General features: G+C 43.0%; 13 protein-coding genes. 7 read left to right on the top strand and 6 right to left on the bottom strand.

Annotation, left to right across the window (positions count from 1 at the left end):
- Window positions 1-103 precede the first annotated feature (103 nt).
- From ACSLBF_RS13310 to trhP, 6 genes are all read right to left on the bottom strand, one after another.
- Window positions 104-1,084, bottom strand: a complete 981-nt coding sequence (locus ACSLBF_RS13310) for a diguanylate cyclase (RefSeq protein ID WP_440053855.1) — start codon at window positions 1,082-1,084, stop codon at window positions 104-106.
- Complete coding sequence (locus ACSLBF_RS13305) at window positions 1,081-1,491, bottom strand: response regulator (RefSeq protein WP_440053854.1); 411 nt, start codon at window positions 1,489-1,491, stop codon at window positions 1,081-1,083. Before ACSLBF_RS13305 ends, ACSLBF_RS13310 begins: the two co-directional genes overlap by 4 nt.
- Window positions 1,466-4,177: a PAS domain S-box protein gene (locus tag ACSLBF_RS13300; RefSeq protein ID WP_440053853.1), complete on the bottom strand. Its 2,712-nt coding sequence runs from the start codon at window positions 4,175-4,177 to the stop codon at window positions 1,466-1,468. The genes ACSLBF_RS13305 and ACSLBF_RS13300 overlap by 26 nt, the downstream gene beginning before the upstream one ends.
- Window positions 4,178-4,202: 25 nt before the next feature.
- Entirely contained in the window at window positions 4,203-4,943 is a 741-nt protein-coding gene (locus tag ACSLBF_RS13295) for an EAL domain-containing protein (protein ID WP_440053852.1), read from the bottom strand.
- Window positions 4,944-5,128: 185 nt separating this feature from the next.
- The gene (locus ACSLBF_RS13290) at window positions 5,129-5,377 is read right to left on the bottom strand and encodes a YfhL family 4Fe-4S dicluster ferredoxin (protein ID WP_440053851.1); all 249 of its coding nucleotides are present in this window, start codon (window positions 5,375-5,377) and stop codon (window positions 5,129-5,131) included.
- Between the two features lie 2 nt (window positions 5,378-5,379).
- A complete protein-coding gene (gene trhP / locus ACSLBF_RS13285; protein WP_440053850.1) occupies window positions 5,380-6,738 on the bottom strand; it encodes a prephenate-dependent tRNA uridine(34) hydroxylase TrhP in 1,359 nt (452 codons plus the stop codon).
- A gap of 286 nt (window positions 6,739-7,024) precedes the next feature.
- Here trhP and ndk point away from each other — a divergent pair, with 286 nt between their 5' ends.
- From ndk to ACSLBF_RS13250, 7 genes are all read left to right on the top strand, one after another.
- Entirely contained in the window at window positions 7,025-7,456 is a 432-nt protein-coding gene (ndk, locus tag ACSLBF_RS13280) for a nucleoside-diphosphate kinase (RefSeq protein WP_440053849.1), read from the top strand.
- A gap of 240 nt (window positions 7,457-7,696) precedes the next feature.
- Complete coding sequence (locus tag ACSLBF_RS13275; protein WP_440053848.1) at window positions 7,697-8,833, top strand: bifunctional tRNA (adenosine(37)-C2)-methyltransferase TrmG/ribosomal RNA large subunit methyltransferase RlmN; 1,137 nt, start codon at window positions 7,697-7,699, stop codon at window positions 8,831-8,833.
- 192 nt (window positions 8,834-9,025) lie between these two features.
- Window positions 9,026-10,465 carry a type IV pilus biogenesis/stability protein PilW gene (pilW, locus tag ACSLBF_RS13270; protein ID WP_440056238.1) on the top strand — a complete coding sequence of 480 codons (1,440 nt, stop codon included), beginning with the start codon at window positions 9,026-9,028 and terminating at the stop codon, window positions 10,463-10,465.
- Window positions 10,462-11,346, top strand: a complete 885-nt coding sequence (locus ACSLBF_RS13265) for a RodZ domain-containing protein (RefSeq protein ID WP_440053847.1) — start codon at window positions 10,462-10,464, stop codon at window positions 11,344-11,346. The genes pilW and ACSLBF_RS13265 overlap by 4 nt, the downstream gene beginning before the upstream one ends.
- Before the next feature lie 5 nt (window positions 11,347-11,351).
- Complete coding sequence (gene ispG, locus ACSLBF_RS13260) at window positions 11,352-12,470, top strand: flavodoxin-dependent (E)-4-hydroxy-3-methylbut-2-enyl-diphosphate synthase (RefSeq protein WP_440053846.1); 1,119 nt, start codon at window positions 11,352-11,354, stop codon at window positions 12,468-12,470.
- 103 nt (window positions 12,471-12,573) lie between these two features.
- Entirely contained in the window at window positions 12,574-13,851 is a 1,278-nt protein-coding gene (gene hisS, locus ACSLBF_RS13255) for a histidine--tRNA ligase (RefSeq protein ID WP_440053845.1), read from the top strand.
- 9 nt (window positions 13,852-13,860) lie between these two features.
- Entirely contained in the window at window positions 13,861-14,478 is a 618-nt protein-coding gene (locus ACSLBF_RS13250) for a YfgM family protein (protein ID WP_440053844.1), read from the top strand.
- The last annotated feature ends 2 nt before the right edge of the window (window positions 14,479-14,480 follow it).

Here is a 14,480-nt window from a genome sequence, read left to right as displayed (position 1 = left end):
TTGTTCACATACTTATATGTTCTAATAAAAACGCAATGTAAAATTATGGTTAATAATTTGTTTTTCGTTATTTGCTTATTTGGAGCTTTGAGTTTACGGCCCCCTACCTTAATAGACCTTTGCTGCTGTTTATTAAGGTAGATGTTTTTGGTGTCTCTTTTTCTTTAGGGATACTGTTTAGGATTACGTATGGTAAGTTGTTGCTTTTGGCTTGATACATCGCTTTGTCTGCCTTTGCTATCAACTCATTTGCACTGACAGCATCATCAGGAAATACCACACCACCAATACTCAAATCTAAGTGAATCTCTTTTAAATCTCCTTGTTCATCTTGTAAGCAATAAGTATCCGATAACAGCGAGTATTTGTGTTGAGCAAGTCGAGCTAATTGACTTTTATCAACCAAACGAGGGGCAATAACCACAAACTCGTCACCACCATAACGAGCAACAAAGTCAGATGCTCGTTTGTACATTTTTAGTTTTGCGGCAAGAATCCTAAGTAACTGATCGCCTGCTTGATGGCCGAGTTGATCGTTCACTGGTTTGAAGTTATCTAAATCGATGAATAGCAAAGAAAAACCATTACCATACCTTTCATAATCGGAGACTGCTTTTTCTAATTCGTCATCAAATGCGCCGCGATTATGCAGCATAGTCAGATTGTCCATCACGACTAAATTCTCTAAGTTACGTTGTAGTTCAAAGCGTTCCTTTGAAAACGTGATGGTGCGACTCAGTAGTGGAGTACTGATCTCGTGTTTAGGTATGTAGTCCTGTGCACCAAGTTGAATGGCTTTTTCACCGTAGATATTGTCGGAAATACCCGTTAATACGATAATCGGAGAAGATTTGGTTAAGTGTGTCACTTTGGTTAAAGTCGATAATCCCCCACTTTCAGGCAAATTTAAATCGATAAGAATCGCCTCTGGTTTGACTGTATCAATGGCTGTTTTCAGGTTGGCGATGGTTTTGAAGTGTTTCACTTTAAACTTTTGCCTTCCTTCATATTTATCTAACACCTGTTTGACGATATAAGCGTCTTCATCGTTGTCTTCTAGCAAGTATATAAGCCAAGTATTCATTGTCGCTCCTGAGCAATGTGGTTGTAATCAAACCAATACCGCTTAAGCGTTTCTAGTAAAGAAGAAAGCTCTTGTAAGCGCGATGGTTTGGTTAAGTATGACTTGGCACCTAACTTATAAGCCGTGCGTATATCGTTTGGGTGCGTTGACGTGGTATAGCAAATAATCGTTAGGGTTTGGATTTGATCCTGTTTTTGCAACTGGCGCATCACCTCAAAGCCGTTCATTTCAGGCATATTCAAATCAAGCAAGACGACCATATTTTGCGTTGGTGTGGTATTTATATGTTCCAGTAACTTTTTGCCGTTAGAAAACACCTCTAATTCAGGGGCATTAGGCAGAGTTTCAAAAGCCCGTCTAAAAAAGTAAACATCGTCAGGATCATCCTCTACTAATATCAGTTCCATTTGTTTTACCTTTTGTTGGGATCGTTATTTCAAATTTAGCACCCTCGTTGCAGTCCACACAACTTATTTTGCCTTGATGTAGTTTTACTATCTGACGACATAGCGCTAATCCAATACCACTGCCAGATTGGCTACTTTGGTTTAAGCGGGTAAAGGGTTCGAAAACGAGGTTTCGGTGTTCTTCAGGGATACCAATACTATTATCTGAATAGATAATCATTTGTGACTCTGAACTCGTTTTAACGTTAATCCTAATGATTGGTGAAATATCTTGTTGGCGGAATTTTATGGTATTGCTAATTAAGTTTTGGAAGACTTGGACAAACAATGAAGGGTCCAATGGTAACGGTTGTTCTCCATTTTCTATAAGTACTTTAACCTTATGTTCTTCAATACTTAAGCTGAGTTGTTCACAAGCATTTTCCACTATCATATTCAGTGGTGTGTCTTGTCGTTTTAATTCGTATGAATGTAGTCTAGATAATTTAAGTAAATCTTGGATCATGGTTCGCATACGCTGACTGGCATCAACTAAGCGACTCGCCTCATATTGTGCATCCTGATAACCTGTAAATTCAGGTGTTATTCGGCTGGCTAAGCTATCGGCAAAGACCGTAATTTTGCGCAGTGGTTCTTGTAAATCATGGGAGGCAATATACGCAAAATGCTCTAAATGCGCGTTAGACTCCTGCAACTCTATTAGCAGCTCTGTTTGCTCAGTAATATCGACAAAAGTACCGAGGATTAATTTAGGAGAGCCATCTCCATAGCGCGTAATCACGGTATCAACCGAGTAGCACCATATCCAATGACCATCGGCGTGACGAAAACGATACTTAAGAGGGATTAAAGCGCCATCTTGGCTTGTGCGTACTTCTTCCAAGTGCTCTTTAACTAATAGGTGTTCACTGGGATGATAGCATTGTTCAAAGCTTTGCTGATTAACATCATCAATAGTGTAACCCAGCAGCTGGGTGTAGCGTTTGTTGATACGGGTATTTACCTGCTCTTTAATGTCATAGAGATAAAGCCCGCAAACTGCTGAGTCGATGATACGTTGCAGAAATTTTTGATTTTTCTCCAGTTCAGCTTCGGCTTTTTTTCTTGCAGTAATATCAATCGCAATACCAACAATTTTGTTGATAACTCCACTGCTAGTTTTCAGAGGGTATAACGTTGTTTGATACCAACATTCAGTATCTTGGTAAGGCAACATCTCTGTATAATCAACAGGCTTCCCTAATTCGACACACAGCCGGTAATTTTTTTCTAAGCGAGCAATAATTTCAGAGGGAAAAACACTGCCTTTCAAATCGGTAAGTGTCTTGCCAATAATGTCGCTAAGTTGAACGCCTGTGCGTTCACACGCGAGTTTATTAAATTCAAGAAAGCGAAATTGATTTTTAGGTTCAACCTGAAGCAACCAAATAGCTTGACTGGAGCCATCATAGATAGCGTTTAGAATATCACTCTTTTCAGCAACTTGAGTTTCAAGCGTTTTGGTTGGATTGATATTTCTCAGCGCTCCTGACACTAACTCAGGCTCACCATCAGCCGAAAATTGAGAGTCACCAATAGCAGAAAACCAAGAGTATTGGCCTTGTCGATTTAGTCCTAAATACTCAACGTGATATTTCTTCTTGGTTTTAAAATGCTCTTCAATAGCGGCTTGCACTCTGGAACGAAAGTCTGGGTGAATATGCTCAACCCAATCGTCAAAACTAACATCATCCTCTTCTTTTTTCCCTATCATGGTTTTCAAGCGAGATGAGTAAGTCACCGTATTATCATTAGGGTTCCATTCCCAGATCCCATCCTCTGTGGCACCGATTGCTCTTTGCATTCTGGCATTGGAATCGGCTAAAGCCTGTTCGGTACGCTTCAATGAAGAAAGGTTATTAAACACCGCGATAATGAAGTTCTGGCCTTCGTATTGCTCTTGGATCAGGCGCATTTCCATGGGGATTTTTTTACCGCTACGGTGTGTGACATGGCAGAGAGCTTCTTTGCTGAAGTCTTTCTGTAGCAACAAAGACTGGCTAATGGATTCTAAGCTATCAAAAGGATCGTCCAAGGTAACGATATCGTGTAGGCGTATGCTGATTAATTCTTCAGCATGTTGATAGCCTAGCTCTTGGTAAAAGTAAGTGTTGCATTTTCTAACACTCAGCAATTGGTCTAACAGTAATGCGCTGGTTGGCAGCGCATCTAACATGAATTCAGTGATTTTGTGTTCGTTCAGCTGATGGTGAAGTTGTGACTTTTCATCAGTGACCTTTTTTAATTGAGCGCTGACGCCAAGGTATTGATTGGGAGTCGGAATGGAAATAGCACTGGGGATCAGCCTAAATAAATATACCGCGGTGATCATAGAAATCAGAGCCGTCAGGGCTTTGGTAATACCATGTATGCCATAGGCGCCATTCCAGACGGTGTAAACACCGATAACGTGGGTAATACCGCATAACAAAATAAAGCTTGAAAACAAAACAAATAGCCAGTTACGACCAACATCTGGCCGCTTTTTGGCGTAAATCATAATAGCCAAGGGAATAGAAAAGTAAGATGCCGCGATTAGTAAATCGGATAACACATTTGTCCACAAAATGTGGGGTTGCCACAAGTAGCAATGGCCATGGGGCATATATGCGTTGTGGAAAAAAGATTTAATCGTGTTCAACTCCATAAACAACCCTTATTGGCGAGTGACTTTATTGTATTGGTAGTGAAACCTCGGGCAGTGTTTCGATTTGCGGGGCGGCGAACAAATATCCCTGCATCAGGGTAATTCCACACGATTTTAGAAACTGATAATCTGCGAGGGTTTCGATTCCTTCTGCGACCAATCTAATGCTGAGCTTATCTGCCATGAGCTTTACGCCTTCTACAATCGCTTGCTTAGCAGTGTCTTCAGCTACTCCTTGGATCAGCGACATGTCTAATTTTAGTATATCTGGCTGAAATTTGGACAATAAATTAAGTCCGGCAAACCCTTCACCAAAATCATCGATAGCGGTGCTAAAACCATTTCTTGAATAAGTCTCAAAAATATCTAGTAACTTCTTGTGATTGTTGACTTTTTCATGCTCGGTAACTTCAAACGTGATACGGCTTTTATCGACACCATATTTTTCAGCTGCTTTTAATGTTCTGGCTAAACAAGTTTGTGGGTCGTAAATGGCATTTGGCATAAAGTTAATACTCACTTTTGCCGAATTGCTAAGTTTCGACAAGGTTTCGATAGCCGTAATACGGCACAATTGGTCAAATGCGTATTTATTGTCTTCATTTACCCGACTGAGCACTTGCCCCGCACCTTCGCCATTTTTCCCTCTGACCAGCGCTTCGTAACAGTGGACCTTGCCTGTTGTGATATCTACGATGGGTTGAAATGCCATGACAATATCAAAGTCATGGCTTTTAAAACAATCACATTGCTCACACACGTTCATCGTTTACCTCCTCGGTGTTCCTGATTTCAAATTCCATTATTTTATCAACCAATTAGGCTATTAGATTACAAAGCCTGTAGGCCAAAGTGTGGCACAAAAACACAAAAGTGCAGTGCTATAGATACGAATAAGGTAGGAGGAATGATCAATGGCTAAACGAGTCAGTCATTGATCATTTACAGTTATCACTGACCCGTCAAGTTGAGATACTTTTCGGCTAGAGTGTCTAAGCTTTCTTGGTGGTCAGGATCGGGTTTGATGCAGTCAATTGGACACACACTAACACAAGTTGGGCTGTCGTAGTGGCCCACACATTCAGTGCATTTATCTGGGTCGATTTGATAAACCTTTTCTCCCATATAAATTGCTTGATTAGGACACTCGGGGTCGCACATATCACAATTGATGCATTTATCCGTGATAAGGAGCGCCATCGTTAAGCCTTTTTAAATGGGTTACGCGTGTCTTCGTTTTGCCCGAGGTTGCGCATCAAGATAGCGTGGTTGAGGTCAATGTCTTCCGGTAGCGGAATCTTGACGATATGCCCAGAACCCTTGGCATCATCAATCGATTCGCCTTTTTTATTTTCCATGTGCTCTAAGTTGAAGTGGATATTACCTTTGGGTGTCATTAATTCGAGACTGTGACCGGTGCAGAACTTATTTTTCACATCAATTTCGACCAAACCATTGTCACAACGACCCAAAACTTCACCAACAAACTGTTGTTGTTCTGAAATGGAGTGACCATAGTCGTAATTTTGATAGTCTTGATGGGCATGGCGCTTTAAAAATCCCTCGGTGTAGCCTCGATGGGCTAGATTTTCTAACGTTTTCATTAAACTCGGGTCAAATGGTTTACCTGCCACGGCATCATCAATGGCTTTTCGGTAAACTTGTGCGGTACGTGCAACATAGTAAAAAGACTTGGTACGGCCCTCAATTTTCAAACTATGTACGCCCATGCGCGTCAATTGGTCAACATATTGAACGGCGCGTAAGTCTTTAGAATTCATGATATAAGTGCCGTGTTCATCTTCAAATGCCGGCATATATTCACCAGGGCGACCTTGTTCTTCTAGCATAAAGACTTCATTGGTCGGGGCACCTTCACCGAGCGTTGGGAGCACGGCATTGGGATCGATTTTGTGTACTACATCGCCAGTTTCAGTTTCTTTACCAGGCTTAACATCGTATTCCCAGCGGCAAGCGTTGGTACAGGTGCCTTGGTTGGGATCGCGTTTGTTGATGTAGCCAGAAAGCAAACAGCGCCCAGAATACGCCATGCATAATGCACCGTGGACAAATACTTCTAACTCCGTTTCTGGGCAAAGCGTGCGAATTTCTTCAATTTCCTGTAATGACAACTCGCGAGATAAAATAACCCGCTCGATACCCTGTTTCGCCCAAAACTGTACACTCGCGTAGTTAACAGCATTGGCTTGAACAGACAAATGAATCGGCATGTCTGGCCACTTTTCACGAACCAGCATAATTAAACCGGGATCTGACATGATCAGTGCATCTGGTTGCATTGCAATAACTGGCTCGATATCACGCAAATAGGTTTTAACTTTACTGTTGTGTGGTGCGATATTTGATACCACATAAAGTTTTTTATTTAGCTGGTGGGCTTCGTTAATACCAAGCGCTAAGTTATCTAGGTCAAACTCGTTGTTACGAACGCGAAGGCTATATCTTGGTTGTCCGGCATAAACGGCATCTGCTCCGTACGCAAAAGCGTAACGCATATTTTTTAAACTACCGGCAGGAGAGAGAAGTTCTGGTACAAACATGGTTTTCCTCATACATCGAACTGATTACTGGTCAGCTGTTGAGTTGAATGCCACGTAAATGGCAAGAATTAAAAAGCGGCGCAGTATAAAAAAATACTCGTGCGACTTTTTTGATTTAGATCAGTTTTCATGAGTTTGTATGGCATTAGGTACTTGGATGGTATTGCTTTACAGAAAAAATTGCTTTCTTCTGGCAATAAAGCGGTGTGAGATAGTAGGTTTTTTCAGCCAAACCACGTATAATTCGCGCCCGTCAATATTCACAAAATATTTTGGAGCAAAAAAGATGGCTTTAGAGCGCACTTTTTCAATCGTTAAGCCTGATGCGGTAGCTAAAAACCACATCGGTGCAATCTACAACCGTTTCGAGTCTGCTGGTCTTAAGATCGTAGCATCTAAAATGGTTCACCTTTCAAAAGAGAAAGCAGAAGGCTTTTATGCAGAGCATAAAGAGCGTCCTTTCTTTGGTGCACTAGTTGAATTCATGACTTCTGGCCCAGTAATGGTTCAGGTTCTTGAAGGTGAAGATGCAATCCGTAAAAACCGTGAAATCATGGGTGCTACTAACCCTGCTGAAGCACTAGCTGGCACACTTCGCGCTGACTATGCTGATAGCATCGACGAGAACGCGGTACACGGTTCTGACGCGCCTGAGTCTGCAGCTCGCGAAATCGCTTACTTCTTCGCTGAAGAAGAAATCTGCCCACGTACTCGTTAATTTCGAGTTGTGAGTAGCTGAAAGAAGGGCTTTCGAGCCCTTTTTTCGTCCCAGTTTTTGGCTGTATGCTTTGCTAAACAACCGTGTTTAGCAAAGCGTATCAGCGCTACTTTTGCGTTTGACCATGTTAGTGGTGTTGAAAGTAGCGAGAGTGCTTGCGCTGATTTGTTATTTTTGTGTGTTTTTTATACAATGTCGCGCTGGCTGTTTTTTGTTATCGTGTTGAACTGAGGTTGTTGCATGTCCACTGCTGAAAAGAAAATTAACTTACTTGATCTAAATCGCGAAGGGATGCGTGAATTATTTGCTTCCTATGGCGAAAAGCCATTTCGTGCCGATCAGGTGATGAAGTGGATTTATCACTTTGGTGTCGACAATTTCGACGACATGAGCAATTTAAACAAAAAACTTCGAGCTCGCTTACAGGCCGAATGTGAAATCAAAGCGCCTGAAATTTCAGTCAAACAAGAAGCCTCTGACGGCACAATCAAATACGCTTTATTACTTGAGGGTGGTCAAGAAGTAGAAACCGTCTGGATCCCTGAAAAAGACCGAGCAACTTTGTGTGTTTCTTCTCAGGTTGGTTGCGCATTGGAATGTACTTTCTGTTCAACGGCTCAGCAGGGCTTTAATCGTAATCTAAAGGTTTCTGAAATCATCGGTCAGGTATGGCGTGTAGCGACAGACATTGGCTTACATCAAGGTGATAGCACTAAGCGCCCGATCACTAACGTGGTGATGATGGGAATGGGTGAGCCGCTACTTAACCTCAACAATGTCGTTCCAGCAATGGAATTGATGATGGACGATTGGGCATTTGGTTTGTCAAAACGCCGAGTAACACTGAGTACTTCTGGTGTGGTGCCTGCGCTTGATATCTTGAAAGAAAAAATCGATGTCGCATTGGCTATTTCATTACATGCGCCAAATAACCCATTGCGTGACGAGTTAGTGCCAATCAATAAAAAATACCCAATTGAAGAATTTCTAGCTGCGTGTCGTCGTTACATCGACGGTTCTAAAGCCAACAAAGATGTCACGATTGAATATGTAATGCTGCAAGGTGTCAATGACAGCACAGATCATGCCCATGAGTTAGTTGAAGTGCTAAAAGGTACACCTTCAAAAATTAATTTGATCCCGTTTAACCCCTTCCCAGGTAACGAGTATGGCCGTTCTAGTAACAGCCGCATTGATCGCTTTTCTAAAGTGCTGCAAGCCGCAGGCTTAACTTGTATTGTTCGCCGCACGCGTGGTGATGATATCGATGCAGCATGTGGTCAACTAGTCGGGGATGTTGTTGACAGAACCAAGCGTTTAGCCAAGAAAAAGCAACGTGAAGACAATGCGATTGCTGTAAATGCTAATTTAGGTTAATGGTAACGGGCTGGATACGTTTGTAACTATGTGTCCAGCCTAGTAAATGATTTAGTATTAACTGAAAAAATAGATGAATCTCCTCACCTTTTGGGTAATATAAGGCTCAGGAATATTTAGTGTCATAAAAGGGTGGTGTTGCGAGTGCAAGATGTTCGTAAATTGGGATTGATTGCATCATTAAGTGCAGGAATGGCGCTGTTGCTTAGTGGCTGCGTAACCGAAAATAGCTATCGTTCAGATGGGCGCCCGGTGGCAGAGCAGCAAATTAATAACACCAAAGCGGCAAAAACCCGCATTGCCCTTGCACTACAATATCTTAGTTCGGGGAATACCACCTCAGCCAAATTCAATTTTGAACGGGCATTGCAACTGGCACCTGAACTCGCTGAAGCGCATTACTCTCTAGCTTATTACTATGAGCAAGTTGGTGAGCAGCAGCGTGCGGATCAAGCCTATCAAGCAGCCTTAAAAGCCGAGCCAGGAAATCCCGACACCTTAAACAACTACGGCACCTATTTGTGCCGTATTGGCCAGTATGACAAGGCTAGTGAATACTTTTTGGAAGCAATCGCGGTACCCAGTTACTTGCGCGTTGCTCAGAGCTACGAAAACTTAGCACTGTGCGCCATCAAGCAAAATCAATTTAGCCTAGCGCAAGATTATTTAATTTCAGCCATTCAGCACAATGGTCAAAGACGTTCTGCGCAGTTAACACTGGCGGGACTGTATTATGCTAAGAGTGACTTTTTGGCGGCGCTTGAGGTACTAGCTAATTTTAGTGCTCGCGGGTTTGTTTCGGCACGTAGTTTAATGTTGGAACATTTGGTGCACTTGCAAATGGGTCACATACAAAAGTCCCAAGACTTGGCGACGACGTTGATTCAAACTTATCCCGACTCGCCACAGGCCGCACTGATTTTAAAAGATGAGCTGTCCAGCAGTGAGTTTGAGCAGTTAAGAAACCGCGTACGCGAAGCCCAGCTAAGTCAATTAATAGACACGACACCAAATTATATAGTGGCGAATCCAAAAATAAAAATTAAGCGTAAAAAAGCCACAGATTCAAACAGATTCACGGACCGTTCACCCTCCGTGGATACTATCGGCATCGCAACTTCTGTGCAGATTGCCAAGCCTCAGACAAACACACAAAAGCGCAGTCCCAAGCCAAGTGGAGAAGTCGAGTTTTATGAGCCTGAAGCACAAGATATTATTTTTAACACGGAGCAATCACCTGCTTATACCGTGGTAAAGCAAGAAAGGGAACAAGGCGACAATACTTCGCCGCTACTGAACACAAATATTGCAAAGCCTGAGGTACCATTTCACCGTGTTATTGCCGGTGAAAACCTTTTCAGTATCTCAGTAAAATACAATGTCAAAATTGTTGAGCTCATGCGCTACAATGAGGTCAAAGAGTCAACTCGCTTGCATGTGGGACAGAAGATCTATCTTAAAGAACCCAATATCATGCATGAAATAAGCGCTGGCGATACTTTAATGACCATTGCCGATCGATATGGAGTTTTGATCGATCAACTAATGAGATGGAATAAGTTAACCCCGGACGTGGCACTGAAGCCAGGCCACGGATTACTGATAGTAGATCCTAATAATTACATGTTATGAGCCAGACAAACGAACAACAACAAACAGAGCAAGTACAACCCTCACTGGGTCAAACATTAGCGACTGCAAGGCAAACTAAGGGAGTAAGTTTTGAAGAGATTGAATCTCGGTTAAAGCTCACTCATGGCCAAATTATGCGTTTGGAGCAAGATGATTATCTCAGTCTTGGCCCAGAAACGTTTGTAAAGGGGTATATCCGTAACTACAGCCTGTTACTGGGATTAAACCCTGAAGACGTATTAGCGTTATACCAAACGCCCGAGGTACCGACTCAAAAACGCAGAATGCAAAGTTTCTCGAGACGTACCCATAAAGAAGCCCATGATAGCCGGTTAATGTTAGTCAGTTATATCATTGCCGCAGTGGTGTTAGGTTCATCGGCATTTTGGTTTTGGCAAACCAATAATACGCCGGTAGCGGCACAACCTGACGTACAGGATTCTCAACCAGAACCTCAGGAAACCGCAGCACCAACGCAAGTAAACCCTGTGATTATTGATGCACCAACAAACCAAGCCAGCGCTTCAGAATCAGCAGCCGGACCAGAGGCTGAAGAATACCAAAATGATTCCATCAATATGGAAACAGCAACAGAACAAGTTGTGGTACAATCACCGCCGCAGACCAAAAAGGGCGAAAGCCAGATAGTAATGCACTTTCGTGATGACAGTTGGGTGGAAATTTTTGATGCCACTGAAGACCGCATCGCATTTGGCGTGAAAAAATCAGGTTACACGATGACAGTTACTGGTAAACCCCCGTTTTCGGTTGTATTGGGTAATCCATTGGTTGTGGATGTCGAGCTTGATGGTAATACTGTGTCATTATCTGGTCTGCCAAAAAATCGTATCGCTAAATTTAATTTACCGTTAACAGAGTAGTCTACATGTTTTCAGAGCCTCCTATTAAACGCAGAAAATCCACCCGAATTTACGTTGGCAATGTGCCCATTGGTGATGGTGCACCTATCGCCGTGCAATCAATGACCAACACAAATACGCTGGATATTGACGCCACGGTTGCACAGATCAAAGCAATTCAAGATGCTGGAGCGGATATCGTTCGCGTATCGGTACCAACGATGGATGCTGCCGAAGCGTTTAAGCGCATCAAGGAGCAAGTTGATATTCCGTTGGTAACGGATATTCATTTTGATTACCGTATTGCTCTGAAAGTAGCGAAATACGGCGCTGATTGTTTGCGCATTAACCCAGGTAACATCGGTAGCGAAGATAGAATCCGCGCTGTCATTGATGCGGCAGGTGAACAAAATATTCCTATCCGCATTGGGGTTAATGGCGGTTCACTTGAACGTGACTTGCAAGAAAAATACGGTGAACCGACACCTGAAGCCTTACTCGAATCGGCAATGCGCCATGTCGAAATTTTGCAACGACATAACTTTGACCAATTTAAGGTGTCAGTAAAAGCCTCCGATGTGTTTCTTGCGGTAGGAGCTTATCGTCTGCTGGCTAAAGAAATAGACCAACCGTTACATTTGGGGATCACAGAAGCTGGTGGTTTCCGTTCTGGCTCTGTTAAATCAGCAGTGGGTTTAGGTATGCTACTTGCCGAAGGCATTGGTGATACGTTGCGTGTATCACTCGCCGCTGATCCTGTACAAGAAATCAAAGTGGGCTTTGATATTCTCAAATCGTTGCGTATCCGCTCTCGCGGTATTAATTTTATTGCCTGCCCAAGTTGTTCAAGACAAGAGTTTGATGTGGTTAACACCATGAATCAGCTCGAAGAACGTCTGGAAGATGTCACTGTACCAATGTCGGTATCCGTGATTGGCTGTGTGGTAAATGGACCTGGTGAAGCGTTGGTCAGCGATATTGGCCTTGCGGGGGCGAATCGTCGTTCTGGGCTTTATATTAACGGTGAGCGTCAAAAAGCGCGGATAGACAACGACAATATAGTTGAACAATTAGAACAACAGATCCGAGATTTTGTGGCCAAAAAAGAGCAACAAGAAACCATTGATGTCAAAATCGTCGAGTGATCGCCAACAGATCGTTTACGTTTTGGCCGAGCAAGGTATAATGGCCGGATTTTCTCCGGCATTGGCCGTGTAACGCATTTACAAATTTGAGTTAGGAATTTCAGTGACAAAACAAATTCAGGCAGTTCGCGGAATGAACGATTGCCTGCCAGGTGATACTCAAATCTGGCAGAAAGTAGAATCAGTATTAAGAGACACGGTAGGCGCATTTGGTTATCAAGAAATTCGTTTTCCTATCGTTGAGTCGACTGAACTGTTCAAACGCTCTATCGGTGAAGTGACCGATATCGTCGAAAAAGAAATGTACACATTTGAAGATCGCAATGGTGATAGTCTTACTTTAAGACCAGAAGGCACCGCGGTTTGTGTGCGTGCAGCGAATCAAAATGGCTTGCTATATAATCAAGAACAACGTCTTTGGTACATGGGACCGATGTTCCGTCATGAGCGCCCTCAAAAAGGCCGTTATCGTCAGTTTCACCAAATCGGTGTAGAAACATTTGGTATCGCGACTGCGGATATTGACGCGGAAGTGATCTTAATGACTGCGCGTTTTTGGAAGGCATTCGGTATTCAGGATCATGTCAAGTTAGAACTTAACTCGCTCGGTTCAAATGAAGCTCGTGCAGAGTATCGTGACGCATTAGTTGCGTATTTAGAACAGCATAAAGACAAGCTGGACGAAGATAGCCTACGCCGCATGTATAGCAATCCACTACGTGTGCTTGATAGTAAAAACCCTGATGTTCAGGCTATCTTGGCTGATGCGCCAAAACTGTCAGAGCACCTAGATGAAGAGTCTCGTGAACATTTTAAAAATTTATGTGAACGTTTAGATGCAGCAGGCGTCGAATACCAGGTTAATGAAAAGCTGGTTCGTGGCCTTGATTACTATAACCGTACTGTATTTGAGTGGGTAACGACCAGCTTAGGTGCACAAGGTACGGTCTGTGCGGGCGGCCGCTACGATGGCTTAGTTGAGCAACTAGGCGGTAAACCAACTCCTGCGGTTGGTTTTGCGATGGGTATGGAACGTTTGGTATTGCTGCTACAAGCGTTAGAATGCGTTGGCGAAATTCGTCGTGATGCTGATGTGTATGTTGTAGCAATGGGTGATACCGCTAGTATTCAAGCGCCAGTAATCGCTGAACAACTTCGAGAAGAAATCCAAGGCTTGAAAGTGATGGTTCACTGTGGCGGCGGAAACTTTAAAAAACAATTTAAACGTGCAGATAAAAGCGATGCGTTAGTTGCCCTAGTGCTAGGGGAAGATGAGTTAGCGCAAGGCAAAGTAACGGTAAAATATCTGCGTGAAGAGAAAGAACAAATCACGTTAACACTAGCAGAAGCAAAATTGCTTTTGGCTGAGTTGGTGAGCTAAGAGGTAATAATGGAAATTTATTCAACAGAAGAACAACAAGCAGAAGCAATAAAACGATTTTTCCGTGAAAATGGTGTCTCTTTAGCAATTGGTGCATTTATTGGATTAGGTGGTCTGTACGGTTGGAAGGCTTACAATCAGCACCAAATTGACACTGCAGAAGCCGCATCTGAGGCATTCACTAAAGTGGTTGAGAGCGAAGATGTTCTGGCAAAAAGCGAAACACTAGTTTCTGAACATAGTGGCTCAAGCTACGCTGTACTAGCAGCTTTCGTTGCGGCGAAAGAAGCGGTAGAAAAAAACGATTTAGACACTGCAGCAAGCAAGCTTAGCTGGGCGGCTGAAAACGTACAAAACCCAGAATTACAAGCGACTGCATTACTGCGTTTAGCGCGAGTTCAAGTGGCTCAAAAAGCATACGACAAAGCATTAGCTACATTGGCAAAGCCAATGCCAGAGTCTTTTAAAGCGCAAATTTCTGAGATACAAGGCGATGTCTATTTAGCGCAAGGCGATAAAGACAAAGCCAGAAGTGCCTATCAAAGTGCAGTTGAGGCCAATGGCACACAGAACAACCCACTGTTACAGATTAAATTGGATGACCTAGCTACTAGCAGCGCGGTTTAAGG

The organism is Pseudoalteromonas sp. T1lg65 (genome assembly GCF_051930985.1).
In the GTDB taxonomy this organism is placed as follows: domain Bacteria; phylum Pseudomonadota; class Gammaproteobacteria; order Enterobacterales; family Alteromonadaceae; genus Pseudoalteromonas.
Note: the sequence above shows the minus strand (reverse complement) of the source record. Positions and strands in the feature narration are given on the sequence as shown.